The sequence below is a fragment of the Psychroserpens sp. Hel_I_66 genome (assembly GCF_000799465.1).
Lineage (GTDB): Bacteria > Bacteroidota > Bacteroidia > Flavobacteriales > Flavobacteriaceae > Psychroserpens.
Genome location: NZ_JUGU01000001.1, coordinates 806144 through 831807 on the forward strand (window position 1 = coordinate 806144; position 25664 = coordinate 831807).

Genomic DNA, 25664 nt, shown 5'->3' on the forward strand with positions numbered 1-25664 from the left:
ACGCGATTTTTGTTTATGAGTTTATTCATATAATTATTAACTATATTATATAAGCAATCCCAACACCCAAAACAATAGCGACCAATTTTGAAAGATTGAATTTGTGTCCTTCTCCAGTTTCAAAAAGTATGGTTGTAGAAATATGAAAAAAGATCCCAATCACAATGGCATTGATGATGGTGAGGTAATGAGTTGATATTTCCGAAGCATTAGAAATGAAGGTCCCTAAAGGTGTCATTAATGTAAATACAATTAGAAAACTTCCTATTTGGAGTTTGTTAAAATTAGATTGCAGTAAAAATGCGGTTATTAGCGCTGCAATTGGGATTTTATGGATGAGTACTCCGTAAACCATGTCGTTATGATCGTGAATTGGAAAACCTTCTAAAAAACTATGCACACATAAACTTATAAATAACAACCATGGGAAATTGGTCTCCTCTTTGTGAATATGGACGTGCCCATGTTCTGCACCTTTAGAAAAGAACTCTAAAATGATTTGAAGTAAAATTCCGCACATAATAAAGAGTCCGGTTTTTTTAGCTTCTAAGTGGTGGTACACTTCTGGTAATAAGTCAAACAAGGTGAGTGCCAATAAAAATGCACCACTAAATGAGAGTAGTAACTTAGTGTAATTTGATTTTTTTTGTTTGGTTATAAACGCAAAAAAAATACCAATACCTACAGCTAATATGGGGAGTAAATACGATTGCATTATTTAAATATCATGACTAAACGCTCTGATGTCTTGGCATCAAAACGATTTAATTTATAATCTCCAAAAACGTCTAATAAATATACGCCAGCTTTTTCAAAAAGTGTTTCAAAATCTTTTAGTGTAAATGCTTTAACTCGTTCTTGAAACTTATAATCTTCACCTTCCGTAGAAAAAGAAATATCTTTAACAATGTAACCGTCTTGAATACTTCGTTTTTGATAAAAATCAATTCCTTGTACGGTTTTTACATCTTCGGAAACCAGATGATCAATAATATATTGGCTGTTTAAAAAATCAATAACACCAAAACCTGTCTCATTTAGATCTTCTTGAATTGCTTTTATGGTATTAAGGTTATCTTCCTCTTTCTCAAAATAACCGAAACTCGTAAACAGATTGAATACTGCGTCAAATTGTTTTTTATAAGGTTTGCACATATCGTGAACATCAAAATGAAGGGTCTCATTTTCGAATTGTTTGGCGTATGCAATGCTGTTTTCAGATAGATCCACTCCAGTGACATTGTATCCTAAACTGTTGAGATATAAGGAATGTCTGCCTTTTCCGCAGGCCAAATCCAAAATCTCACCGTGTTCTGGAAGGTTTAGGTAATTGGTTAGGTTATCCATAAAAAGCTGAGCTTCATTATGGTTTCTGTCTTTGTATAAAATATGGTAAAATGGTGTGTCAAACCAAGATGCATACCAATGTTGTGTTTGTTTTGCCATAAACATTTCCCAAAGCTTTGGGAATCTCTTTAATTCATCTTCTAAACCACAAAAATACTTTATTTTTGCAATCTATACACGATTAGTCGAAGCGCATGGAGAATAATTATAAAATGGTAGCAAAAACCTTATTTGGTTTTGAAGAATTACTTGAGAGGGAACTGATACAATTAGGCGCAATGCATGTTAAAAAAGGCGTTAGAAATGTAAGTTTTGAAGGAGATAAAGGTTTTATGTACAAAGCAAATCTTTCATTAAGAACAGCTATAAAAATTTTAAAACCCATCCATACTTTTAAAGTTAACAATGAGCAGGATCTTTATGATCAAATTTATAAAATGCCTTGGCACGAGTATCTAAAACCAACAGGTACTTTGGCCATTAGTGCTACTGTAAATTCTGATGCTTTTACACATTCTCTTTATGTTGCCCAAAAAACCAAAGATGCCATTGTTGATAAATTCAGAGAACTCTCAGGCCAAAGACCTAATGTGGATTTACGTTTCCCTGATTTGAAAATAAATGTACATATTGACAGAAAGGATTGTACTATTTCTTTAGATTCTTCTGGAGAGTCTTTACACAAACGTGGTTATAAAACAGCGACAAATATTGCACCAATAAATGAAGTGCTTGCAGCGGGTTTAGTGATGCTTTCTGGTTGGGATGGTCAATGTGATTTTATGGACCCGATGTGCGGTAGTGGTACTATTTTAGCTGAAGCTGCAATGATTGCATGTAATATACCACCAAACTTAATGCGTAAGGAATTTGCTTTTGAGCGTTGGGAGAATTGGGATGTTGAGCTCTTTGAAAAAATTGAGGAGTCCTTGTTAAACAAAACTAGGGACTTTCACCATAAAATATACGGTTACGATAAATCACCAAGTGCAGTTACTAAAGCAAAGGACAATATAAAGAATGCACATTTAGAAGATTTTATCACTATAAAGCATGAAGATTTTTTTAAGACTCAAAAGGCAGGTGATCGTAAATTGCATATGGTTTTTAATCCGCCATATGGTGAACGTTTAGATATTAATATGGAGACGTTCTATAAAGAAATAGGTGATACCTTAAAACAAGGTTACCCAGGAACCGATGCTTGGTTTATAACTTCAAATTTAGATGCTTTAAAGCATGTGGGATTGAGACCTTCAAGAAAAATTCATTTGGTAAATGCCAAGTTAGAAGCAAGATTGGTTAAATACGTAATGTACGAAGGGAGTAAGAAGGGAAAATATATGGATAATTAATTATTGTGTTTTTTTCTGAGTTTTTTATCCCAATAAACATATGCTAAAAATACAACTAAGCTCACTATCGATCCATATAGTAAACCAGTTTTTAAACTTTGCGTGTTTTCACCAATAATAGCTAAATACAGTGTAAGAGGTGCAATGCCCAAAAGAGTGGCTGAAATAAATTTGAGATAATTCATTTTCAAAGCTCCAGCAACAAAACTGATGGCATCATTTGATAAAAAAGGATTTATTCGAGTAATCGCAATAGCCCAAAACCCATAATCTTTTAGAAAATCTGTTATTTTATCTTCGGTTTGCTGTCCAATAATTTTAGCGACGGGACCTTGGCCAAAATGTTTACCAATTAAGTAACCAATAGTTGATGCACTCCAAATTGCTATTAATACAAGTAGACTTCCCCAAACAGGACCATAAGCAACAATACAAACGATCATTAATAAAACCGAAGGTATCACAATTAGAAACATCTGTATGATCATTGAGAGCACTAGAACCAAAGGCCCCAAAGCTCCAAATTGTACCACCCAATTTTCTATACGCTTTTGGTCGCCACTTGATAGAACATCCCAAGCATTATCCATAAAGTCTTGAACATTTGAAAATGTAAAATAACTCACTACAACAGCCAAGACAATGACGATTGAAACGATCAAGGGAGTTTTACTTTTTTCTTCGGAATGTGATGCCATAAAAAATTAATCTAAGAATATAAAGTAATTAAAACCCTCTAGATACTCAAAGAAAGAGACTTAAAAGTTTGCCAAAATGCTAAAATTAAAATGACTATTGCTCTTCTTTCTCAACAACTACTTTTTTATCCTTTTTGTAAATAGGTACGAGATAGGAGATGGTATAGCCAAAACCTAAACCAAAGCGACCACTATCATAAGTTCTATTAAAGCCAGGCACGTATAGATTCTCGAAATCTACAGGTTGATCTTGTGAGACCATTGCTTTAATTTGAATGTTTAGACCAGCATATAGATTTGTAAAAAGTTCTGCTTTCAGCCCAATAATTAATTCGGCCCAAATTGCAGAGAGACCATTAAATTCTTCTGCTTGAGTGACAGTCACTGGATTGTTCCAATATTGGTTTGTATTGTAAATGGTAAATTGGTTTTGGGTTTGGCTAAATGTACTCACACCAACTCTAAAGCCAGTATAAATCATATTTTGCATATCTAGCCAATTAGTATAGGTATTATAGTCAATACCTGCCTTAAAGTAACTTCCATTGGCTGTTACGTCTAAAAAATCTGTTGCAATTCTTCGCTCTTCAATACCTAATTCTCCAGCGAGATATAAATCTTTTGTCAATCTATAATCACCGTTAATTTCGAAACCAGTATAATCTTCATCAATTAAAGAACGCGCTATTTTGCCAATATCACCTCCTAATCTTAGTCCGTATTTTTGTTTATAGACCAAGGTGTCTGGTTGCTTCTCGGTATCACCAATTTGTGCGTGAGATGCTAATGAAAATAGCATCACTATCACCAAATTAATGATAAATAATAATCTGTGCTGCGTTCTCATTGTCTATAGTTTGATTAACGATTTCAAAACTTGTAATCCATATATCTTCATCAACTTCTCTTGAAATACCTTCGATTTCATCTAGGTTAAAGATACTTTTATAGCCACATGCTCTTGATACGTATATAAATTCTGGCGTGTATTTTATGGTAATAACATCTGGATTGGAAACTGTGTCTTCATTATCTTCTCCATCGGCGTTAGTGTCATTTGCAAAATCTGCATCCTTTGTTAGTCGAAAACGAGTAAATGTTTCCATTTCGGATTCGAAATTCAAAGGTAAATTAATAGAATCTGTATTTGCTCTGGGTATTATTATTCCGTTAGACTCATCACTGCCATCTATTAGACCTTCAACTTCCAATTGTCTCACCTGTTTGAGATTATCTGGATTGTTAATGTCGTAAAATCTAATAATTAAGCGAGGTGTAGTTGCTACAGCTTCAGCACAAATATCATCACGCTCACAACCTAATAAGGTAAGAGTGAAAATTAATGAAACCAATGTTACAATTAATATTAATATTTTTTTCATTGACAATTAATGTTTATTCGTTTATGCGTTTAGCTGATAATTCCGTAAAGCATTTAACATATTGGATGTTTTCTCAATTTTTTGTCTTGCTAAAGTATAATTATCTTCAGTAATAAAATTTAAATCTTTAGAAATTATTAATTGATTAAGAATCTCCATTGTTGAGCTAAAGGACATAGTTGTAAAATGAGCTTTATCATTTTTTGTTTTTCTTGAAGTTCCTTCAGCTAAATTTGAAGATATAGAAACCGATGCTCTTCTCAATTGACTTATTAATCCAAATTTTTCTTCTGAAGGAAACTTATCCGTAATTTTATATATTAATTTAAATAGAGTAATTGACTCTTTCCAAACCTCTAGTTTTTCAAACGAATACACTTTCATATTAAACAAATAAACGAATACACATTTTTACCTTTTCTCTAAAAGCACAACATTCTCGACATGGTGCGTTTGTGGAAACATGTCTACAGCTTGGGTTCTAACTATTTTGTAAACATCTTTCATCAATGCCAAATCCCTAGCTTGCGTTGCACTGTTGCAACTTACGTAAACTATTTTCTCTGGTACAATGTTTAATATTTGATTAACAACATCTTTATGCATACCATCGCGAGGAGGATCTGTAATAATGACATCTGGTCTTCCATTTTGCTTAATAAATTCATCGTTAAATACGTTTTTCATATCGCCAACAAAAAAGTCAACGTTATCAATTCCGTTTAATTGTGCATTTTCCTTGGCAGCAACAATAGCATCAGGAACCGCTTCAACACCAACTACATGCTTAGCATGTTTTGCAATAAATTGCGCAATCGTCCCAGTACCGGTATATAAATCATAAACTAATTCTTCTCCTTTTAAATTAGCGAAATCTCTCGTGATCTTATAAAGTTCGTAAGCTTGATGAGAGTTCGTTTGATAAAATGATTTGGCATTGATTTTAAATCGCAAACCTTCCATTTCCTCAAAAATATGATCTTCACCTTTATAAAGAATCACATCTTGATCGTAAATAGTATCGTTGGCTTTTTCGTTAATCACATATTGTAATGAGGTGATCTGCGGAAATGTTTCAGCAACAAAATCCAGCAATAATTCACGTTTTGGCTTATCATCTTTAAAAAACTGAATCATCACCATTACATCGCCAGTGGTAGATGTTCGAATCATCATCGTACGTAATAAACCGGTTTGGTTTCTGGTGTTGAAAAACTCCAAACCGTTTGCTACAGAAAATTCTTTCACAGCATTCCTAATATCGTTTGAAGGATCTTCTTGCAACCAACATTTATTGATGTCAAGAATTTTATCCCACATGCCTGGAATATGAAATCCCAAAGCATTTCTATCGCCTAAGTCTCTGTCACTTTGAACTTCCTCAACGGTTAACCAACGACTATCGCTAAATGAAAATTCCATTTTATTGCGGTAGAAATATTGTTCCGCAGAACCAAGAATAGGAGTTACTTCTGGCAATTCTAAATGGCCAAGACGAACCAAATTATTAGTCACCTCTTTTTGTTTGTATTCCAGCTGATATTGATAATCTATATCCTGCCATTTACAACCACCACAAACACCAAAGTGTTCACATTTTGGAGTTGTTCTTTTATCTGAAAGTTTATGGAATTTTATAGCTTTTCCCTCAAAATAAGACGTACGTTTTTTAAACGTTTCCACATCTACAACGTCACCAGGAACAGCGTTAGGTAAAAAAATGACACGTCCGTCTGGAGCTTTGCCAATCGTTTTACCTTTTGCACCTGCATCTATAACTTCGATATTCTCGAAAATCTGTCTTTTATTTTTACGTCTTGCCATGGTGCAAAAATAATAATCGAAACAGATAAAATATAGGTAAATACAATTATCTTGAAAAAACTTGCGAATAAAATGAACCTTTCCCAAATAATCAGTTTATTGATGTGCATCTTCTTTATCTGGGAAAATTTTAGAATGAGACAATAAATTATTAATTTGCATGCCTCAGGGATGATTTCTCTCCCACGCTGCTTTTTCAAATGCTCATAACTTCACTAATGTAATGCTGGGCTCACATTGAAAGAATAAAGGTGATGAAGGAATGGATATTGTATTCATTTATTAAATTATTTTTAAAATGGCTGTTTTAGACCAATTAACCTCGCAACAGGCGATAGATTTAGAAAACAAGTATGGTGCACACAATTACCATCCGTTACCAGTAGTATTGAGTAGAGGAGAAGGTGTGTATGTTTGGGATGTAGAAGGAAAAAAATATTACGATTTCCTCTCCGCTTATTCCGCAGTAAATCAAGGGCACTGCCACCCAAAAATTGTAGATGCTATGACCAAACAAGCGCAGACATTGAGTTTGACCTCAAGAGCGTTTTACAATGATATGTTGGGTAAATATGAAAAGTATGCTTCAGAATATTTTCATTTCGACAAACTTTTGCCAATGAACACAGGTGCAGAAGCAGTAGAAACCGCTTTGAAAATCTGCAGAAAATGGGCTTATGAAGTGAAAGGGATCGCTGAGAATGAAGCTGAGATCATTGTATGCGAAAATAATTTCCACGGAAGAACAACAACCATTATTTCCTTTAGTAACGATCCTGTTGCTAGAAAGAATTTTGGACCTTATACAGACGGATTTATAAAAATAGAATACGATAACATCAAAGCGTTGGAAGATGCTTTGCAGAATAATAAAAATGTCGCAGGATTCTTGGTTGAGCCAATTCAAGGTGAAGCTGGAGTTTATGTGCCAAGTGAAGGGTATTTGGCAAAGGCAAAAGCACTGTGCGAAAAACATAATGTACTTTTTATTGCAGATGAAGTACAAACCGGGATTGCGAGAACGGGTCGTTTATTGGCTACCTGCGGAAATTGTAGTTGTACAGATAAAAATTGCTCTGGCACACCAGAGGTCAAACCAGATATCCTCATTTTAGGCAAAGCATTATCTGGAGGAGCTTATCCTGTAAGTGCTGTTTTGGCAAATGATACAGTAATGAATGTGATTAGACCTGGAAACCACGGAAGTACTTTTGGTGGAAACCCAATTGCAGCAGCAGTTGCAGTTGCAGCGCTTGAGGTGGTTAGAGATGAGGATTTGGCAGAAAATGCGTTTCAGTTGGGAGAACTTTTCCGAAGTGAATTAAATAAGTATATTGAAACAAGTCCAATTGTAAATTTGGTGAGAGGTAAGGGATTGTTGAATGCTATTGTTATAAATGATGATGAGGATAGTGATACTGCCTGGAATATTTGTTTGGCATTAAGAGACAACGGACTTTTAGCTAAACCAACACATGGTAATATTATACGTTTTGCACCACCTTTAGTGATGACTAAAGAGCAATTGTTAGATTGTGTAGCGATTATTGTAAAGACTCTGAAACAATTCGAGTCTTAAAATTTCCGAAGAAAAATTAAACCAAAAAAAAACCTCAATACTTATATTGAGGTTTTTTTATTTGATTTATTATAATACTATTGATTTTGCTGCAATTGTTCCAATAAATCTTTTTGCATTTGCTCAATTCCTTCAACTCCTACAACAACGTAAAAATAAATATTAATAGCTAGATAAATTGCACTAAGTACAAGCCCTATGATTGCTAGTATTCTTCCTATTTTTACATTTTGAAATCCTGTATACATTTCTGGATTGGCCATATATATAGCAGTTGCTTTTTTTGCTAATACTAAAGTCACGACACCCAAAATTATCCCGAGTATACCATAACAGCAACAGCCAATTATTGATAAGATACCTAGAACTAGAATTAGGGTTGAATTTTGAAGCTGTTCTTGTGTTTGATTGTGTTCCATGTTGATTTGTTAGTTTAAAAAGGTTTTATATGTAAAATTGCCAAGAATTAAAATGGCATTTATAATAGCCAAAATAATAATTATTTTATAAGCGTGCTTGAAATTTTTAAAGTAATTTATAAATATAACTCCAATCAAAGCGATTAAACTATAAATAGCAGGATACATTTGAAATGCTTGTATGAAATCTCCATTTAAAATAAATGCTATAGAGCGTTGCATACCGCAACCCATGCAATCTAATCCAAAGATTTTTTTATTAAGACAAGGTAGCATGTAGTCTTCTGGAGACATCATAATATTGATTTAGTCACACAAAAGTAGCAAAAAGGATGTATTTTATTTTAGTTTTTAATGATAACCTTTTTAGAAACCGATTGGTTACTGTCGGTAATAATAGTCGCAACATAAACACCGTTGCTTAACGTTTTTGTAGAGAAACGGTACTCTGTTTCGTGTCCAGCATTATGATTATGTATAACTCTTTTTCCTGAAACGTCAACCAAACTAATTGATGTAATGTCTAAACCATTAGGATTCATAATTGTTAATTCTGAATTTCTGATATTCTGAAAAACATCAAAATCCAAGTCTGCTATGTCCTCTGTGCTTAACGTCTCTGCTTGAAAAGTTATTTCAAATCGGTTTTGGTATTCTCCAGGTTCTAAATTGATACTGTAGTTTTGTTCTTTTAGGTTTACATAAATGCCATTGTCAATATCATGGATATAGATTGACTGGGATTCATCGAAGTTTTGGATGTCGAAGATTCCAAAAGTAATTTGCTGTTGAGTTTCAACTTTTACCTTTAATGGAATTACAAGTTCTATATCAAATGAATGAGCTTGAATGACGTAATTATTGTCGTCGGAGGTCCAATTAATATCTGTTGGGAAAGTTTCTGATAGTTTTGCCTCCATACCGTAGTCAAATCCGTTAGTGGCTGTTTGATGGAAGTTTGCTAAAAGCTCTCTTGAATATAAGCCATTAAAACTTGCTGCCAATCTAAATCTTCCGTAACCTTCAGGTACTATAAAATAGCCATTTTCATCATATTGGCTAGCTGTTGGATCTTCTTCCGTATTAGACATAGTTGTTCTAAAAAATTCACTATTTGTAGAAGATTCTTTATAAAAATTACGGTGTGAATTTTTGACGTAAACTTGGCTGCTTGAGGGAATTCCCGCTGCACCTTCTACCATAAATCCTTGTCCTACTGGTAAATATCTTCTTGATACTTTAAAACCATTTGCAGGTATTCCAGGAGGAGTGTTAACGGTTCCGTCTGCAAAATAAAACAGGTATGGCGCTGGGACAAATGACTCAACCACATTGTCTGAGCCATCTGGTTGTGTGCATGTATACGACGCATAACCACCAACATAATCTTCTATAAAATGTGAATTAGAGTTTGGTGCCTGTTCCCAAAAATATAGAACTCCAGTAGTAACTCCTGGTGCTGCAATATCAAATAAATTCACATTTTGCGCATCCCATAAAAAGTCTGCAGCATCCAGTGAAGAAGGATATGGATTACCTATTAAAGTAAATTGTCCTGCTGCAATATTATTTGTTATGGTACCAGAATTTGGTTTTCCTCTAAAATCATATTGTTGGCTACTTGCTCCAAGTGTTAATGATGTTCCCATACCCTTCATTGTAAAACCAAGTCCAACTGTTATGTTTGATGTTTCGTTTAAAGCTTCCCACTCAGCATATTCATCAAATGCTTCAAATTTGTAAAGCCATCTATTTGATATAGTTAGGGGAGACGCTATTCCATCATAAGCTGTTGTAAAAAATGCGTCATTACTATCTGTCAATGACGTTGTCGATGATTCATCTATTAAATTGACTCTTGATGGCTCATTACCAGATGCAGCTGAATTATTTCCTACAGGCGAACACCAGTAATTATACGCCCATTGATTGGTGTTTCCATTTTGCTGTACACTTAATTCCCCAACACCAGAATTTGTGGACACAGCATCACCTTGTAATAATTGTGCTTCGTTTCTTAAGTATATTTTACTGTTTGTTTCGTTGAGATTGACAGCTCCTGTTACAAACAAGGGAGCCACATCTGTTCCTTCTGTAAAGGCTACACCATCAACAAAGATGAAGGCATCGTTACGAACAGTAAGTTGAGCAAAACTGAATGAAGTTATAAGAAATGTAATCAAGAGGGAATATGATTTATTCATGTTTAGCAAATTAAATTTTAATTCTTCAAAAGATAAGATTTTGAAGCACAAAAGTTAAATAAAAAAAACTTAATATTTTTTATAAGTAATTTTAGTTATCTAATAATTATAATTAATTTCGATGATTGGCGGAATTACATCGTTAACATTTTATTATGAACAAAAAAATAAGTTATTTTTTAATCTTAATTGGCGGATTAATAGCAATTTATGCTCAAGCGAAAGCAGACCAAAATCAGCTCATATTAATCGGTGGGATTGTAATTTTAATGCTCGGTATTTATAATATTTCCAGAAATATACCAAGTAAAAAAAATACAGATAATGATGATCAAAATTCTATACTATGAAATTTAAAGTAGGTGATTCTGTTTCTGTTCTAGATGAAAATATTGATGGTGTGATTTCTAAGATTGTAGATGATACCCTCTTTATTACTACAGATGACGGTTTTGAGATGGAGTTTTTATCTTCCGAAGTCATAAAAAATAAATCCCTTACCTCCCAAATTTTTGTTGATACCAACGCAAGTGCTGTAATTGATGAAAAAGAGAACTCTGGTAAACGTAGATCTGTCAAGGTCAAACCAAAGGAAAGAAGCTTGCCAGCTATGGAGGTAGATCTTCACATCCATCAAATTACAACGTCTAATAAACATATGGATAATTTTGAGATGTTAAACCTCCAGTTAGATACTGCTCGCCATAAATTGGAATTTGCCATCCAAAAACGAATTCAAAAAGTGGTATTTATTCATGGTGTTGGAGAGGGTGTTCTCAAAGCTGAGCTTGAGTATCTTTTTGGACGTTATGACAATGTAAAATATTACGCAGCAGATTACCAGAAGTATGGTTTAGGTGCTACTGAGGTTTATATATTTCAGAATGTGAAGGATTAATTATTCATCTTCCTCTTCTGCGAAAACTGTAGGAAATGTATATGTTCCTAGTTCGATTTCATCAAAATTCCCGATCCCTAAATTAACATCGTTTAGTGTGACTCTTACTACAGTTGTTCTTGTGTATATATTCTCTAATAGTTCACCAGCAGTAAAAAATTCTGTCGCCATGACATCCAAATATCTAGGTGGTGGATTGATTTCTCCGATTTCATTAAAATCATCTGTTAATAATGAATTACTATTTTCATCCTCATTAATGGTGGGTGTACCATCTCCATCATCATCACTGTCTAAATAATTAGGGACTGGCGTTTCACCGTTTGCAATTTCTAATTCTAAATCGGTATTTAAGGCATCTGCGATATCCTCGCCTTCATCTAAGCCAATTTCATTAATTGTCAATACATTATCATTATCATCATCTTGGTCAAGATAATTAGGGATGCCATCACCATCTGTATCTATGGCATCAGGATAAGTACCATCTTCTGCCCTAATACCACGACCTTCATCATTAGATGGTACACCATCATTGTCATCATCTTCATAGGTGGTTAAAAATATAACATTGGCTCCAGCAAGTGCAGAGTAATCTTCCAAAATCTCTGTTCCTGGATCTGGTATAGATTGGCAGATCAAATTATCTGGATCTCCATTGTAAGTTCTATAATTAAAACGTATAGATGTACCATTTATAGTTAATTCTTTAGTATATCCAAATGGCTCTAAACTATTGTATACGGGAGGATCAAAAACATCAGTGTTGCCAGCTATTGGAAAAAGGAGTGACCTCGATTCGCTTGGGTCCATTTTGGTTTCGTATAATAAATAATTACCTACGTTGGTATCTTCACATAAATCCAAAACTTCATCAAATGCAAAATTAACCTCAAAAACATCACCATCATCACAACCCAAAGCTAAAATCCCAATAAAAAAGATAAATAATATATTACGCATCGCAGTATTTTTAAAACAAAAATAAAAGATTTAAAAGTTTAACGGTTGTGATTAACAAATAATTTTGATAGGTAAGTTTAAGAGTTTTTAAAACGCTCATAAAGTTGCATCTTTGCACTAGAATATTAAAATTTTATGAAAACGGTTTATTTTGATAATGCTGCCACAACACCTATTCGTAAGGAGGTTGTTGATGTTATGAGCGATGTAATGAAGAATACCTTCGGAAACCCTTCATCTATACATAGTTATGGTAGGCAATCAAAATCTGTCATTGAATTATCAAGAAAACGAATCGCCTCCCATTTTAATGTCTCAGCTGCCGAAATTGTTTTCACATCAGGTGGTACAGAAGCAGATAATCTAGTGCTTAGAAGCGCTGTAAGAGATTTGAATGTCACCGAAATTATAACCTCAAAAATTGAGCACCACGCCATTTTACATTGCGTAGATCAACTTAAAACCGAATACAATATCAACGTAAATTACGTTGATTTGGACCAACAAGGCAATGTTGATGTATCGCATTTAGAAACTTTGCTGCAAAATGATAATAAAAAGTTAGTATCGTTGATGCACATCAATAACGAGATTGGTAATAAATTAGATTTAAAATATATAGCCCAACTATGCAAAAGTAATAATGCCCTTTTTCACAGTGATACTGTGCAATCTGTTGGTCATTATAAAATGGATTTGCAAGAGATACCAATAGATTATTTGGTTGCCAGTGCTCATAAGTTTCATGGACCAAAAGGTGTTGGATTTGCTTTTCTTCGGAAAAATAGCGGACTGCGAGCCTCTATTTTTGGAGGAGAGCAGGAGCGAGGTCTAAGGGCAGGAACAGAATCTATCCACAATATTGTTGGTATGGACGAAGCGTTAGCCATTGCATACAAAAATTTAGAAACCGAAAGCCTTCACATCAAAGAACTAAAGACCTATTTTATTTCAGAATTAAAAAAACTGTCTCCAGATATCGGTTTTAATGGTACTTCTGAAGATTTACAAAAAAGTACTTATACTTTAGTGAATGTAAGGTTGCCAATTTCCGCAGAAAAAGCTGGGATGCTACATTTTCAATTAGACCTTAAAGGGATTGCCTGCTCAAAAGGAAGTGCCTGCCAAAGCGGAAGCTCGCAAAACTCACACGTACTTACCGAAATTCTTAATGATGAGGAATTGTTAAAACCTTCCGTTCGTTTCTCGTTTAGCAAATACAATACAAAAAAGGAAGTGGATTACGTGGTTGGCGTTTTGAAGGATTTTATTGAAAAATAAAACTATTACTAGTCACAAATTTGAGTGAACATTCCATTGGAGCCATCTTCATTAACTCCAAAGTTGAATGATCTGTATCCTCCGGAATCAATAATAAACTCACCATCTATATAATTATAATTGTTCTGTGTGATTTTCTGAAAATTGTTTTGAGAGAAGGCTTTATAAAATGCTCCGTCAATATAAAAGAGACCCTTTAAGAGGTTTGTAGTGTTGTCAAATTCAGAAAAAATATATTCTGTTTTTCCAATTAGCGTATTAGGGTCTTCCGAAGGATTTTCAAAATTAAAATATTTTAATTCTTCTATCTTGACAAGATTTTCATTTTCGAAATACAATGTTCTAAAAAGTTCGTCATTTCTATATTCTTCTATATAATTGTCAAAATACTCGTAATCGTAATTAGTTAGGAGGTTTATGAAAAAATTATACTTACTAACTACAGATCTTGAAATGACTTTTTCATTTTCTATAACATATTCATTAACATTGTCGCCATCAATACTTTCTATATTACTATCTAAAGTCACTGTATTGTTTAGATAAGTAATATTATAAATTGGAGTATTTACAAATATCCATGAACTTAAACTAGATCCAGAAGCTGTAGGAATTGGACCTCCTGTGACTTTATTAATCCTGCCATTAGAATCATACTCAAAATTTATCTCATTAAATTCAGTTGAAAAGCTTATAAAATTTTCTACTTCAACATATTCATAATAAAGAGCTCCAGCTCTTACTTTTGTTAATTTGCATGGGTTATCTATAAAATTGTCATTATCATCACTCGAACATGAAGCAAAAAGAACCAAAAATAAAACAACTATATATCTCATATCATAATATTAAAACCTAGCACTTAACCTCACATTAAACACACGAGGTGTCAAGAAATTTGGGATCGCGTACTGTCGTTTGCTGTAAACATCTCTCACCCAAGTATTCGTTATTGTATTTTGCGCATTAAACATATTAAAAATCTCAGCGCCAATAGACAGCTCTTTAAATTTCTGTTTCCATTTGCTCGTGTAGGTTTTATTTTGATCAACCAGCACCAATGAAATCCCTAAATCTGCACGTCTATAATCACGTAAACGCGTTTGAAAATCATAAGGATCTGCATAACTTGGCGAACCTCCAGGCACTCCAGTATTATACACAAGATTTAGGTACATCTTTAAATCTGGAATATTTGGTACATAGTCCTGAAACAACACGCCAAATTTTAAACGTTGATCGGTTGGTCTCGCAATAAAACCACGATCCTCAATGTTTTCCTCAGTTTTAAGGTATCCAAAACTAAACCAGCTTTCTGTTCCTGGAACAAACTCTCCGTTAAGACGTAAATCTAGACCGTAAGCGTAGGCTTTAGCGTTATTCTTAGCGCGATATCTAATCCTCACATTTTCTAAAGTATAGGGATTCACATCACTCAAATTTTTATAATATGCTTCGGAAACGAGCTTAAAAGGACGATCCCACATTTTGAAACTGTATTCATTACCCAACACAATATGAAAAGACTTTTGAGCTTTCACATCAGGCTGGACCGTGCCCGAAGAATCTCGCAGCTCACGATAAAAAGGCGGTTGGTAGTATAAACCACCTGCAACCCTAAATAACATGTCCTTTTCCCAATTTGGTTTTATGGCGAACTGTGCCCTAGGGCTAAAAACCGTTTGTGTTGAAGAAGACACACCATCTTGGTTTGCAATATCACTATTTACCGTCCAGTTGTGAACTCTCACACCAGCATTGTAAAACACTTCATTATTGCCAAGCATTGTGCGTTTGCTCCATTGTGCATACGCTTGTAATCTATCAATTTGAACCGCATTGGTAGCTCTTACATTTTGAAAAGCAACAAGCGGACCTTGAAAAGGCTCATAAGGTTGATTGTTTGGGAAATCGAAAATTGGAGGTCTTACCGAAAATCCTGCGCTATCAATAACTTCCCATTCAATCAATCGATCTCTAATATCTTCGTGGGTATATTTTAAGGACCACTCTAAAGTACTTTCATCGTCAATTTTGTAATCTCCTTTGTGCTCAACGTTAACGATTATTGCGTCCAAATCGTTACGAGCATGCGTGAGTTGTGATCCAATACCTTCGGAAAATTCTACTTCTCCCAAATTCTCTTCACCAATATTACTATTGACCTCTCCCAATCTGTACTGTGCTAAAATGTCAAAATATTCTTCTTCTGTTGTATGATATGCTGAAGCTATTAATTTTAGCGTCAAATCTTCCGAAGCAAAATAATTCGCTTTAAACGCGCCAAAATTCGTGAAGTATTGGTCTTTTTCCTGTCCTTCATAAAATACAAGCAATGCAACAGGTTCATCTAAAGTACCAAAATTAGTCTGCCTGTTTTGAGGTTTGAAATTGTATTTGTTCAAGGAGATGTTTCCGAGGAAATTAAGATGAAATTTATCGCTAAACTTATAAGTTAAATAGGCTTGTGCATCTGCAAAAACCGGTCTTACGTTAGTTTCGGTCTCCAGGGAATTAATCAACAAACTGTTATCTCTATAGCGTAAACCTACAATTCCCGAGAGCTTGGAGTCTTTGCTCATAGCTTCGGCAGTTAGGCTTCCACCCAATAAACTTGCGTCTGCACGAATGCCAAATCTTACAGGATTACGATAGGTAATGTCTAAAACAGAGGATAATTTGTCGCCATATTTTGCTTGAAATCCACCAGCGGAGAAATCTACATTTTGCACCATATCTGTATTTACGAAACTCAATCCTTCTTGTTGACCAGAACGGATTAAAAACGGACGATAGACTTCGATCTCATTGACATAGACAAGGTTCTCGTCAAAATTTCCACCACGTACCGAATATTGTGTACTCAGCTCATTTGATATATTTACACCAGGTAATGTTTTTAGTAAATTTTCTACTCCAGGATTCGCGCCTTTGACTGTTCTAATCACTTCGGGAGTTATAGTAACAATGCCATCCACTTTTTGACGCGTGTTTTGATTGATGACTACTGCTGCAATTTGCTCAATCTCGACACTCATTACAGGATTAAACTCAATTTCTTGTCCGTTTTTTAAATTGAATTTTGCTTCAATACGTTTATGGCTCAAATGCGTAAAAACAAGAGTTATGTCTTTATTTGCAGGTATTTTTAGGATGTAAAATCCGTTTTCATTTGTTGTTGTACCGTCGCTTCCAGCTTTTATGTTTACGTTGGAAATAGGCCTGTTGCTTTCGTCAAGAATAACACCTCGAAGGGTTGCGGTTTGTGATATTCCGAAGAAAGAAAAGCCTAAAAAGGCAATAATGAGTGTGATATGTAGCTTCAAAAGGTAGTTTTTTATTTTCTGAAAAATGTAGCTTCAAATGTAGTACTATTTCCCACATTATCGGTTACGATTACTTTTAGGTTATTTTCTGTTTCCGTATTTACATTATCGTCAAAATCATAGGTTAGTGTATCTTTTTTATAGTCATACTCCATTAATATCCATTTACCATTGATGGTTGCTCTATAATTACTAATCCCAGAAAGATCATCATCTATTTTTACGGTTAATTCATTGAGTTTGCTCACCCATTTCCCGTCACTAAAATTTACAGGTCTAATGGTTGGATTAACGGTGTCACTTGCTAAAGTAAAAGTTCCCAATGATTTTGTTCTTGCAGACAGTCGATCCCCTAATCGTTTTGTACTTAAATAGCTTGGTCTTTGATAATAACCATATAAATTAGCTATAAATAATTTGTCTTTATCATCGTCACTATAATTGCTAATATCATATGTGATAGTATAATATTTCATTAATGGTACAGTGTTTTGGTGAAGTTTAAGGGTGTCGTTTGAGACACTAAAATCGATATGAAAATCTTCGTAAAATGTTTCCTTCGGAAAATAAACAGAAACGTTGTCTTTTTCCAATTCATTCACTTGATTTGCAAAGATAAAAGTATTTGGCTTGAGCTCTGGAGCTTCTAAAATCTCTTTCGCGGGTTTTCCTTTAACGGGAATTGTTAACCAGGATTCATTACCCTTAAAATCTCTCAATCTCACTTTATAAATGGTGTTTGTGCTGTCCTCAACCGTTATATAACCATTAGACTCTACATCTTTGAGCATACTAAGTGTGTTGCCAGATTGGACAAATAATTTTTGAATTCTATCATTTTTGTCCTTATATAATTCATAATCTATAAAACGATTGATGTGTTTGGACTCATCAAAGCTAAAACGTTTAAAGTCCATTTCAAAGGTTTTGTTGCCATTGTAAAAACCCTGGATATTGCTCAATCCATTTTTATTGTATGCTAAATCTTGCTGGTCATTACTTATAATTCCAAAACCAATTTCACCAAAGGCTTCAATAGGTTCAGTGGTATAATCACCATTTTTATTTGGTATTAATCTTAGCTCTTCTCTTTTTTTAACGTTATTTATGTGCGCATTTTTACTTTTTGGATAGGCATAAACACCAGTAATAAAGGGTGCTTTTGAGTCTTTCACATCATAACCAAAAAGTAAGGGGTTTATTGGGCGCTCTTCATTGTCACGAATTTCAAAGTGCAAATGAGGTCCACCAGAACTCCCACTATTTCCAGATAATGCTACAATCTCATCTGCTGAAATGGGAAGTTCTTCAGGACTGGGAAACATTTCAACTTCATAGCTTTCTTTGTCATATTGACAAGCTTTGATATATTTTTGGATACGTGGGGCGAATTTACTTAAATGAGCGTAAACGCTAACGTAGCCATTAGGATGTGTGATATAAAGGGCTTTTCCGTAGCCATAATGAGACACTTTTATTCTGCTTACATAGCCTTCTGCTGCTGCATAGACATTAAGTCCTGTACGTTGTTCTGTTTTTATATCCAATCCAGAATGGAAATGATTCGATCTTAACTCTGCAAATGTTCCAGATAAAACTAACGTAACATCCAACGGACTTCTAAAATAGTCTTGAGGATAAGGGGATTGAGAAAAACCTATTGTAGTGCAAAAAATAAAGAAAATGGTGAATTTCATAAAAGCGTTTAGTTAGATGCTAAAATATTAATTTCAAAATAATCATCAAAAGTATATTTGCATAAAAGAGTTAGATACCAATTATACAGTATTATAACTAATTTTCATTAATTAAATTTTAAAATTTATGATAAAAGTATTGTAATTCTTGACATAGTATGTTAACTTTGTTATATCAGTATTGAAATTTGTAAATGAGTAAAATTGAAGATGTTGTAGATTCTATTGAGAATAAAATCAGCAAGGTTTTGCACAAACTAGAAGTGTTGAAGCAAACAAATGCTAAAATCTCGGAAGAGCTAGCAATACAGCAACAGAAAAACTTTCAACAACAAGAAGAATTAAGTTCTTGGATAGAAAAGCATGAAGCTCTAAAAATGGCAAACTCATTACTGGGCAGTGACGAAAATAACAGAGAAACCAAGCTCAAAATAAATACATTAATTAGGGATATTGATCATTGTATTGCTCAATTATCTAAATGATTTTAAACAAAATTAATGGCAGAACAGCTTAAAATAAAGCTATCTATAGCGAATCGAGTATACCCTTTAACCATTGCACCAAGTCAAGAAGAAGGATTACGTAAGGCAGCTAAAAAAATAGAGGTTATGATAAGCCAGTTTGAGCAAAACTATTCTGTACGGGATAAGCAAGATGTTTTGGCTATGTGTGCATTACAGTTTGCTTCTCAAGTTGAACAGAAAACAATAGATAAGGCCAATGTTGGTGAAGAAGTAGAGGATAAGCTTAACGCTTTAAACGAACTACTTCACGAACATTTAAGAGCATAAGTTCTTTAAAATAAAATTAGGTTACTGCCTACATTAGTTATATTTTTTGATAAACTCAACGTTAATTCTTTAAAAAGGGTGAGTTTAAGTTGTAAAATCGGGCTGCCAGGAATTGAACTTGTTCAATTTCAAAGCAGATTTTTGATCAGCTTGTTAGCCCTAAACTTGTTTTTAAGGAGTTTATACAAAATCCAGAACTGATGTAGGCTTTTTTTTTACTAACCGTAAAGGTTATAATCCCGATTACCTTAAGGGATTTTTTGATATTATCAAAAATTTTTAAAACTAACTAAACATGGAAATGAATACAATATTGATGATTGTTGGAGGATTAGTTCTTGGCATTGTAATAGGATATATGATTGCAAAGTCTTTAGAAAAGAGCAACGCGTCAAAACTTATAAAAAATGCTAATAGCGAAGCAGAATCAATTTTAAAACAAGCCAAAAGCGAAGGAGAATCTATCAAAAAAGATAAGATGCTCCAGGCAAAAGAAAAATTCTTAGAATTAAAAGCTGAGCATGAAAAAGTTATTTTATCTCGCGATAAAAAAATTGCAGATGCAGAAAAGCGCACAAGAGATAAAGAATCCCAGTTATCTAGTGAGTTAGCTAAAAACAAAAAATCAAACCAATCTTTAGAAGATAAAATAAAAGATTACGATTTTCGTCTTGAATTCCTTGAAAAGAAAAAAGAAGAAGTTGAGAAAGCCCATAAGAGCCAGATCAGGCAATTAGAGGTTATTTCAGGGTTATCTGCAGAAGATGCTAAAGAACAATTGGTAGAATCCTTAAAGGGAGAAGCTAAAACAGACGCCATGAGCTACATCCAAAATACGATGGAAGAAGCTAAATTGACAGCCCAACAAGACGCCAAAAAAATCATAATCAATACAATACAACGTATAGGTACAGAAGAAGCAATAGATAATTGCGTTTCTGTATTCAACATTGAATCTGATGATGTTAAAGGTCGTATCATTGGACGTGAGGGTCGAAATATTAGAGCCATAGAAGCTGCAACAGGAGTTGAGATTATAGTAGATGACACTCCAGAGGCAATAATCTTATCATGCTTTGATTCCGTACGAAGAGAAATTGCTCGTTTATCATTACATAAATTGGTGACCGATGGTAGAATACATCCAGCGCGAATTGAAGAAATCGTTAAGAAAACCGAAAAACAAATAGAGCAGGAAATAGCTGAAGTTGGTAAACGTACAGTAATCGATCTTGGTATTCATGGCCTACATCCAGAATTGATTAAAATGGTAGGTAGAATGAAATATCGTTCTTCTTACGGACAAAACTTACTACAGCACTCTCGTGAAGTTGCAAAACTATGCGGAGTTATGGCTGCGGAATTAGGCCTAAATCCAAAACTAGCAAAACGAGCAGGACTTTTACATGATATAGGAAAAGTACCTTCTTCAGAAGCAGATATGGAAACTCCTCACGCTATCTTAGGAATGCAGTGGGCAGAAAAACATGGCGAGAAACCAGAAGTTTGCAATGCTATTGGAGCCCATCACGATGAAATAGAAATGACAACATTGTTGTCTCCAATCGTTCAAGTTTGTGATGCCATCTCTGGAGCTCGACCAGGTGCAAGACGTCAAGTTTTAGACTCTTACATACAACGTTTAAAAGATTTAGAGGATGTTGCTTTTGGCTTTAATGGAGTTAACAAAGCATATGCGATTCAAGCAGGAAGAGAATTGCGTGTTATGGTAGAAAGTGAAAAAGTTTCTGATGAGGAAGCAGCAAATTTATCGTTTGAAATATCCCAAAAAATACAAACAGATATGACTTATCCTGGACAGGTAAAAGTAACTGTTATTAGAGAAACAAGAGCTGTGAATATTGCGAAATAGAAATAATTTTAGTTTAAATTATAGAAAACCCGATGCTGCATCGGGTTTTTTTTATGTTTTTTTTAATCTTAAAAATTATTAAGTTTTTATGATGACATATTTAATGGTTTACGATGTGAGAGTAATAAGAACTATTAAATCAATTATCATGAAAAAAATCAATTTATTACTCTATCTCATTTTAGCTCTGCAATTAAACCTCTTTACAAGCTGTAGCAAAGATGAAAGTGCACCTTTTGAAGAGGAAGAACAAGGTGAGAATCTTGAATTCTCTTTAGGATGGAACGGTCAAGATGATTTGGAAACTATCCCTACATCAACCAACTTTAGTTTTGGGAATACAAGCTTACCATCTTCGGTAGATCTTGTGCCTAAATTTCCACCAATTGGAGATCAAGGTCAATATGGAACTTGTGTTTCTTGGGCAGTGGGTTATAATATTAAAACTGCTTTAAATGGGATGAGTAATAATCTTTCTTCGTCGCAACTAGCTTCAGCAGCTAATCAATTTAGTCCTAAAGATTTATTTACTGCAATTCCAGACAATGAGAAAGGGCAGGATTGTAATGGTACAAATTTTTCAAATGCGCTTACGGTTATGCAAAATAGAGGCGTAGCTACTATGCAGACGGTGCCTTATAACAGTTTAGGAGGTTGTACAAATTCCAGTCTTCAGGCGAATTGGACTTCCGAAGCAAATCAAAATAAAATAAAATACTGGAGAAAAATTGAAGCTAGTGTTCAAAGTATAAAACAAAACTTGGCAAATAATATTCCTGTAATACTTGGTGCAAAACTAGCAGACAATTTTATGAGCTGGAACAGTAATGTTGTGCTCTCTTCTAGTACGACATACACAAATGTAGGCCAGCATGCTTATCATGCCATGGTTATTGGTGGCTATGATGATTCTAAAGGTGCAAACGGCGCGTTCAAAGTTATAAATTCTTGGGGTGAAACTTGGGGAGATAATGGTTATGTTTGGGTTGATTATAATTATATGCTTAATGAATTTTGTACAAGTTATGATGGTGACAAACCTTTGTTTATAGCATCAGATCAAGAAGGAGGAGGAGAGAACAATCCGCCAGATGATACAGATCCTAATACAACTGGTGTGGATTTGGCACCATGGGTATTTGCAGATTATTCAACTTACAACTTTAGTGGGATACAAAATGAGAGACAAATAGATTTTAATATTTACAATATTGGCAATCAGCCAGCTTCTCCAAATAGTGACTGGTCTATATATTACATCTATTTTAATGCCTATAATGCCAATGATTATGGTGTTATTTATTATGATCAATTCAATACTTCTATTGCACAAAATACCTATGACTGTCCAACAGCAGACAATTGTGTTTTCAATTTAACAATACCTTCTGGTTCAAGTTTTACACAAACTGCCTGGGGACTTGAGAGTCAAGTAAGAACCTATTATATGCCAGAATTATCAGGATTATACTATCTAGTGATGATAGCAGATGCAGGGGATAAATTTGCAGAGCAAGATGAAATGAATAACCTGTACTACACTACTTTAGACCCTAAGTATTTTGATTATGGATATAGTTCTAAATCATCACAAAGTACTAGTGTTAATGAAAACAGTATAAGTAAGTTCAATTTTGTTAATACAGAAGAGCCAAATTTAGAAAATCTTAAACAGAGCACCAATCAAACTGCAGTAACAGAAGATTTTAAAAATGCTTACACTCAAGAAGAGATTTTAGAGTTCATTAAAAGGGAGAAGCTTAATGGAAATATTGACAATAAAGTAAGCAAATACATTCAGGTTAAAAAAGATAAATATTACGGACAATAAGATGAACTAATGATGTTTCAGGATAACTGTTTAAATCTTGAAACATCATTTAAAAAAGATAGTTATGAAATATGTCGTTTTAATATGGGTTGCTTTAGTTCAAATGTCTTGTGCAACGCAGAACTCTTCACCAAATGAAGATCGCAGTATGAAAGATTTAATAAAAAATAGTCAAAGCGTCGATATTAATGATAAAACCATAAATGATATTGTTGATTTTACATCTTATGTAGATAAGCATTTAATTAGTGAAGGCGTTTACCAAGTTAATATAAACTCAAATATTACGTTTAAAAACTGTATTTTCAAAAAGCCAGTGATTGCCTACAAAAGAGAAGAAAATGGCAATATCGTTTTGACCTCTTTTAAAGGGACTATTAGTTTTATTGACTGTATCTTTAAGGAAGACGTAAATTTTAGAGGAAGCAGTATCTACGGAAGAACAGATTTTACAGGATCAACATTTAATTTAAATGCAAATTTTGAAGAGTTAAATTGTCATGAAAACGCTTTTTTCAATAAGACTATTTTTGAAGGTCCACTGCGTTTTCAAAATGCCTTTTTTAATCAAAAAGCGAACTTCATGAATGCAGGGTTTTTTGATAGCGTAAGTTTTCAAAGTAGCGTTTTCAATGCAGAATTACAATTTAGTGCTGCCAAGTTTTATAAATATGCAGACCTTACTTTAATAGATTGTAGAGCAAAAGTTCTTTTTAATTATGCGGAATTTAGGGATAACGCAGAGTTAAGTCACTCGATATTTTTTCAGGATTTTGACTTTGTAAGCACTAAAAACAAAACAACAAATTTTGATAACTGTAGATTTTTGGGGCTGGCACGTTTTGATAAAACCGAAGTGGTTTCATCATTGAGCTTTATGGAAAGTTATTTTTTGTTGAAAACTCCAGAAATTGAGATCCCTTCCCAAAAACTAATGGTTTCAAAATAAGGATTTAAAATACGTTTTGAGCGAAGTTTTATAACAGTAAAATTTCCGAAGAAAAATAAAAACTAAGTAAAAGCAGTCCTATAAGATTGCTTTTACTTTTTAAATGAGAGAATGAACGTAGTGCCTTCATCCAATTTACTTTCTACCTTGATCTTGCCACCAACAGCTTCCATCTGGGTTTTGGTAATGTATAATCCTACGCCTCGAGAGTCGTTTCTTTTGGTGCCATGAAATGTTTTGTAAATTTCAAAAAGATGGTTTTTGTATTTCTCGGTATCAATACCAATCCCATTATCACCAACCAAAATTTTAAGCTCATCTTTGGTGTGGACCGACTGTAATATGATTTTTGAGTTGCGATTGTCTGATTTATATTTAATTGCGTTAGAAATCAAATTATAAAAAATACTTTCCAAATATGATTTGTTTGCATTAATGAAATCGCCTTTTCTTATGGAATTATAGATAGCAATACCATTGTGCGCAATATCCATTTCCAGACTGTTTATCACTTTTTCTGCGCAATTATAAATATTGATACGCTCGTTGATGTCTTTAGAATTTGATTTGGTTTTTATGCTTATAATTTCGTCTAAATCTACAATTGTCGAAGTCAATGATTCAGAAATCGTTCTCAAATGGTTTAATAAATCTTCTTTTTCTTCTTCGGAATTTGTCTCATCAATAAACTCAAGAATATTCTTGAAATTTCCGATATGTGTTTTTAGGTTGTGTGATACAATATGTGTAAAGTTGTGCAATCTTTCATTTTGGCTTGTGATAAGGTCTAAGTAACGAGCAGACTCTTCTTCTTTTTTCTTTCTATAAGTGATATCTGTATGTGTGCCAATAATTCTAAGCGGTTTTCCAGCTTTATTTCGTTCAACTACTTTCCCTTTGTTAAGTATCCATTTATAATTACCATCACGACAGAGAACACGATGTTCGTTTCTGTAGGTGTCTAAAGATCCATTGGTGTGCGCGTTGAAGTCATTGTAAAAAGTTTCTAGATCGTCTGGATGTACGCGATTGTTCCATTCAACAGAGGAGTTGGTAAGTTCATGCTCTTTAAAGCCCAATATTTTTTTAGATTCTTTAGAATAAAAAATCTGTTCGGTTTCTACATTATAGTCCCAAAGGCCAATTTCGGAGTTTTCTAGGGCGATTTTCCATTTCAACTCTTCAATTGTTTTTTTGTTCTCAATATCATCTTTTGTATTGAGCGATTTTCTTTTCCAGAACAT

General features: G+C 33.8%; 26 protein-coding genes and 1 other RNA gene. 12 read left to right on the top strand and 15 right to left on the bottom strand.

The features are described from left to right. Window positions 1-40 precede the first annotated feature (40 nt). Together GQ40_RS03715 and GQ40_RS03720 are read right to left on the bottom strand one after the other, a co-directional pair. Window positions 41-715, bottom strand: a complete 675-nt coding sequence (locus GQ40_RS03715; protein WP_047545861.1) for a ZIP family metal transporter — start codon at window positions 713-715, stop codon at window positions 41-43. Next, on the bottom strand, window positions 715-1446 hold the full coding sequence (locus GQ40_RS03720; RefSeq protein ID WP_052184321.1) for a class I SAM-dependent methyltransferase: 732 nt from the start codon (window positions 1444-1446) through the stop codon (window positions 715-717). The genes GQ40_RS03715 and GQ40_RS03720 overlap by 1 nt, the downstream gene beginning before the upstream one ends. Window positions 1447-1541: 95 nt before the next feature. On the opposite strand from GQ40_RS03720, the gene GQ40_RS03725 reads away from it, so the two are divergent. Beyond that, entirely contained in the window at window positions 1542-2702 is a 1161-nt protein-coding gene (locus GQ40_RS03725; RefSeq protein ID WP_047545866.1) for a class I SAM-dependent RNA methyltransferase, read from the top strand. On the opposite strand, the gene GQ40_RS03730 is transcribed toward GQ40_RS03725, so the two are convergent. The 5 genes from GQ40_RS03730 to rlmD all read right to left on the bottom strand — a co-directional run bounded on the left by GQ40_RS03730 (window position 2699) and on the right by rlmD (window position 6606). Then, the gene (locus GQ40_RS03730; RefSeq protein ID WP_047545868.1) at window positions 2699-3400 is read right to left on the bottom strand and encodes a TVP38/TMEM64 family protein; all 702 of its coding nucleotides are present in this window, start codon (window positions 3398-3400) and stop codon (window positions 2699-2701) included. The genes GQ40_RS03725 and GQ40_RS03730 overlap by 4 nt on opposite strands. Window positions 3401-3494: 94 nt before the next feature. Beyond that, entirely contained in the window at window positions 3495-4247 is a 753-nt protein-coding gene (locus GQ40_RS03735) for a DUF6048 family protein (RefSeq protein ID WP_047545870.1), read from the bottom strand. After that, window positions 4213-4782, bottom strand: coding sequence for a DUF6452 family protein (locus GQ40_RS03740; protein WP_047545872.1), 570 nt, complete (start codon window positions 4780-4782; stop codon window positions 4213-4215). Before GQ40_RS03740 ends, GQ40_RS03735 begins: the two co-directional genes overlap by 35 nt. A 21-nt stretch (window positions 4783-4803) precedes the next feature. After that, entirely contained in the window at window positions 4804-5166 is a 363-nt protein-coding gene (locus GQ40_RS03745; RefSeq protein ID WP_047545874.1) for a four helix bundle protein, read from the bottom strand. Between the two features lie 27 nt (window positions 5167-5193). After that, window positions 5194-6606, bottom strand: a complete 1413-nt coding sequence (gene rlmD, locus GQ40_RS03750; protein ID WP_047545876.1) for a 23S rRNA (uracil(1939)-C(5))-methyltransferase RlmD — start codon at window positions 6604-6606, stop codon at window positions 5194-5196. A 51-nt stretch (window positions 6607-6657) separates the two neighbouring features. On the opposite strand from rlmD, the gene GQ40_RS17915 reads away from it, so the two are divergent. Both GQ40_RS17915 and rocD read left to right on the top strand, forming a co-directional pair. Next, the gene (locus GQ40_RS17915; RefSeq protein WP_156115506.1) at window positions 6658-6753 is read left to right on the top strand and encodes a Ycf66 family protein; all 96 of its coding nucleotides are present in this window, start codon (window positions 6658-6660) and stop codon (window positions 6751-6753) included. Window positions 6754-6904: 151 nt separating this feature from the next. Next, window positions 6905-8185, top strand: a complete 1281-nt coding sequence (gene rocD, locus GQ40_RS03755) for an ornithine--oxo-acid transaminase (protein WP_047545878.1) — start codon at window positions 6905-6907, stop codon at window positions 8183-8185. A 77-nt stretch (window positions 8186-8262) separates the two neighbouring features. Here the strand turns inward: rocD and GQ40_RS03760 are convergent, their stop codons facing one another. From GQ40_RS03760 to GQ40_RS03770, 3 genes are read right to left on the bottom strand one after another with little or no spacing between them, the layout of a single operon-like run. Beyond that, complete coding sequence (locus tag GQ40_RS03760; protein ID WP_047545880.1) at window positions 8263-8604, bottom strand: CCC motif membrane protein; 342 nt, start codon at window positions 8602-8604, stop codon at window positions 8263-8265. 9 nt (window positions 8605-8613) lie between these two features. Beyond that, window positions 8614-8901, bottom strand: coding sequence for a DUF2752 domain-containing protein (locus tag GQ40_RS03765; protein ID WP_047545882.1), 288 nt, complete (start codon window positions 8899-8901; stop codon window positions 8614-8616). A 47-nt stretch (window positions 8902-8948) separates the two neighbouring features. After that, window positions 8949-10808 (bottom strand): T9SS type A sorting domain-containing protein, encoded by a 1860-nt coding sequence (locus GQ40_RS03770; RefSeq protein ID WP_047545884.1) that lies wholly within the window; start codon window positions 10806-10808, stop codon window positions 8949-8951. Between the two features lie 155 nt (window positions 10809-10963). On the opposite strand from GQ40_RS03770, the gene GQ40_RS03775 reads away from it, so the two are divergent. Beyond that, window positions 10964-11158, top strand: coding sequence for a hypothetical protein (locus GQ40_RS03775; RefSeq protein ID WP_047545886.1), 195 nt, complete (start codon window positions 10964-10966; stop codon window positions 11156-11158). Then, complete coding sequence (locus GQ40_RS03780) at window positions 11155-11706, top strand: Smr/MutS family protein (protein ID WP_047545888.1); 552 nt, start codon at window positions 11155-11157, stop codon at window positions 11704-11706. The genes GQ40_RS03775 and GQ40_RS03780 overlap by 4 nt, the downstream gene beginning before the upstream one ends. On the opposite strand, the gene GQ40_RS17020 is transcribed toward GQ40_RS03780, so the two are convergent. Then, window positions 11707-12669 carry a hypothetical protein gene (locus tag GQ40_RS17020; RefSeq protein WP_052184137.1) on the bottom strand — a complete coding sequence of 321 codons (963 nt, stop codon included), beginning with the start codon at window positions 12667-12669 and terminating at the stop codon, window positions 11707-11709. A 135-nt stretch (window positions 12670-12804) separates the two neighbouring features. Between GQ40_RS17020 and GQ40_RS03790 the strand changes: the two genes are divergently transcribed. Then, window positions 12805-13950, top strand: coding sequence for a cysteine desulfurase family protein (locus tag GQ40_RS03790; protein WP_047545890.1), 1146 nt, complete (start codon window positions 12805-12807; stop codon window positions 13948-13950). An 8-nt stretch (window positions 13951-13958) separates the two neighbouring features. On the opposite strand, the gene GQ40_RS03795 is transcribed toward GQ40_RS03790, so the two are convergent. The 3 genes from GQ40_RS03795 to GQ40_RS03805 are packed head-to-tail and all read right to left on the bottom strand — an operon-like array spanning window position 13959 to window position 18973. Continuing rightward, window positions 13959-14789, bottom strand: coding sequence for a hypothetical protein (locus tag GQ40_RS03795; protein WP_047545891.1), 831 nt, complete (start codon window positions 14787-14789; stop codon window positions 13959-13961). 9 nt (window positions 14790-14798) lie between these two features. After that, window positions 14799-17276, bottom strand: coding sequence for a carboxypeptidase-like regulatory domain-containing protein (locus GQ40_RS03800; RefSeq protein WP_052184138.1), 2478 nt, complete (start codon window positions 17274-17276; stop codon window positions 14799-14801). A gap of 11 nt (window positions 17277-17287) precedes the next feature. Further along, window positions 17288-18973, bottom strand: a complete 1686-nt coding sequence (locus GQ40_RS03805; protein WP_047545893.1) for a M23 family metallopeptidase — start codon at window positions 18971-18973, stop codon at window positions 17288-17290. 194 nt (window positions 18974-19167) lie between these two features. On the opposite strand from GQ40_RS03805, the gene GQ40_RS03810 reads away from it, so the two are divergent. The 6 genes from GQ40_RS03810 to GQ40_RS03830 all read left to right on the top strand — a co-directional run bounded on the left by GQ40_RS03810 (window position 19168) and on the right by GQ40_RS03830 (window position 24420). Further along, window positions 19168-19458 carry a hypothetical protein gene (locus tag GQ40_RS03810; protein WP_047545897.1) on the top strand — a complete coding sequence of 97 codons (291 nt, stop codon included), beginning with the start codon at window positions 19168-19170 and terminating at the stop codon, window positions 19456-19458. A gap of 15 nt (window positions 19459-19473) precedes the next feature. Then, entirely contained in the window at window positions 19474-19767 is a 294-nt protein-coding gene (locus GQ40_RS03815; protein WP_047545899.1) for a cell division protein ZapA, read from the top strand. Window positions 19768-19820: 53 nt separating this feature from the next. Continuing rightward, window positions 19821-19949: non-coding RNA, 6S RNA (gene ssrS, locus GQ40_RS17400), on the top strand. Between the two features lie 119 nt (window positions 19950-20068). Beyond that, window positions 20069-21640 (top strand): ribonuclease Y, encoded by a 1572-nt coding sequence (gene rny, locus GQ40_RS03820; protein WP_410523948.1) that lies wholly within the window; start codon window positions 20069-20071, stop codon window positions 21638-21640. 148 nt (window positions 21641-21788) lie between these two features. Beyond that, the gene (locus tag GQ40_RS03825) at window positions 21789-23471 is read left to right on the top strand and encodes a C1 family peptidase (protein WP_197052648.1); all 1683 of its coding nucleotides are present in this window, start codon (window positions 21789-21791) and stop codon (window positions 23469-23471) included. 64 nt (window positions 23472-23535) lie between these two features. Then, window positions 23536-24420, top strand: a complete 885-nt coding sequence (locus GQ40_RS03830) for a pentapeptide repeat-containing protein (RefSeq protein WP_047545904.1) — start codon at window positions 23536-23538, stop codon at window positions 24418-24420. A gap of 92 nt (window positions 24421-24512) precedes the next feature. Here GQ40_RS03830 and GQ40_RS03835 read toward each other — a convergent pair whose 3' ends face one another. Then, entirely contained in the window at window positions 24513-25664 is a 1152-nt protein-coding gene (locus GQ40_RS03835; protein ID WP_052184139.1) for a PAS domain-containing sensor histidine kinase, read from the bottom strand.

Coding starts and splice junctions, on each gene's coding strand:
- GQ40_RS03715 (WP_047545861.1), bottom strand. CDS start 715: ATGCAATCGTATTTACTCCCCATATTAGCTGTAGGTATTGGTATTTTT.
- GQ40_RS03720 (WP_052184321.1), bottom strand. CDS start 1,446: ATGGCAAAACAAACACAACATTGGTATGCATCTTGGTTTGACACACCA.
- GQ40_RS03725 (WP_047545866.1), top strand. CDS start 1,542: ATGGAGAATAATTATAAAATGGTAGCAAAAACCTTATTTGGTTTTGAA.
- GQ40_RS03730 (WP_047545868.1), bottom strand. CDS start 3,400: ATGGCATCACATTCCGAAGAAAAAAGTAAAACTCCCTTGATCGTTTCA.
- GQ40_RS03735 (WP_047545870.1), bottom strand. CDS start 4,247: ATGAGAACGCAGCACAGATTATTATTTATCATTAATTTGGTGATAGTG.
- GQ40_RS03740 (WP_047545872.1), bottom strand. CDS start 4,782: ATGAAAAAAATATTAATATTAATTGTAACATTGGTTTCATTAATTTTC.
- GQ40_RS03745 (WP_047545874.1), bottom strand. CDS start 5,166: ATGAAAGTGTATTCGTTTGAAAAACTAGAGGTTTGGAAAGAGTCAATT.
- rlmD (WP_047545876.1), bottom strand. CDS start 6,606: ATGGCAAGACGTAAAAATAAAAGACAGATTTTCGAGAATATCGAAGTT.
- rocD (WP_047545878.1), top strand. CDS start 6,905: ATGGCTGTTTTAGACCAATTAACCTCGCAACAGGCGATAGATTTAGAA.
- GQ40_RS03760 (WP_047545880.1), bottom strand. CDS start 8,604: ATGGAACACAATCAAACACAAGAACAGCTTCAAAATTCAACCCTAATT.
- GQ40_RS03765 (WP_047545882.1), bottom strand. CDS start 8,901: ATGATGTCTCCAGAAGACTACATGCTACCTTGTCTTAATAAAAAAATC.
- GQ40_RS03770 (WP_047545884.1), bottom strand. CDS start 10,808: ATGAATAAATCATATTCCCTCTTGATTACATTTCTTATAACTTCATTC.
- GQ40_RS03775 (WP_047545886.1), top strand. CDS start 10,964: ATGAACAAAAAAATAAGTTATTTTTTAATCTTAATTGGCGGATTAATA.
- GQ40_RS03780 (WP_047545888.1), top strand. CDS start 11,155: ATGAAATTTAAAGTAGGTGATTCTGTTTCTGTTCTAGATGAAAATATT.
- GQ40_RS17020 (WP_052184137.1), bottom strand. CDS start 12,669: ATGCGTAATATATTATTTATCTTTTTTATTGGGATTTTAGCTTTGGGT.
- GQ40_RS03790 (WP_047545890.1), top strand. CDS start 12,805: ATGAAAACGGTTTATTTTGATAATGCTGCCACAACACCTATTCGTAAG.
- GQ40_RS03795 (WP_047545891.1), bottom strand. CDS start 14,789: ATGAGATATATAGTTGTTTTATTTTTGGTTCTTTTTGCTTCATGTTCG.
- GQ40_RS03805 (WP_047545893.1), bottom strand. CDS start 18,973: ATGAAATTCACCATTTTCTTTATTTTTTGCACTACAATAGGTTTTTCT.
- GQ40_RS03810 (WP_047545897.1), top strand. CDS start 19,168: ATGAGTAAAATTGAAGATGTTGTAGATTCTATTGAGAATAAAATCAGC.
- GQ40_RS03815 (WP_047545899.1), top strand. CDS start 19,474: ATGGCAGAACAGCTTAAAATAAAGCTATCTATAGCGAATCGAGTATAC.
- rny (WP_410523948.1), top strand. CDS start 20,069: ATGAATACAATATTGATGATTGTTGGAGGATTAGTTCTTGGCATTGTA.
- GQ40_RS03825 (WP_197052648.1), top strand. CDS start 21,789: ATGAAAAAAATCAATTTATTACTCTATCTCATTTTAGCTCTGCAATTA.
- GQ40_RS03830 (WP_047545904.1), top strand. CDS start 23,536: ATGAAATATGTCGTTTTAATATGGGTTGCTTTAGTTCAAATGTCTTGT.
- GQ40_RS03835 (WP_052184139.1), bottom strand. CDS start 25,664: ATGTTCTGGAAAAGAAAATCGCTCAATACAAAAGATGATATTGAGAAC.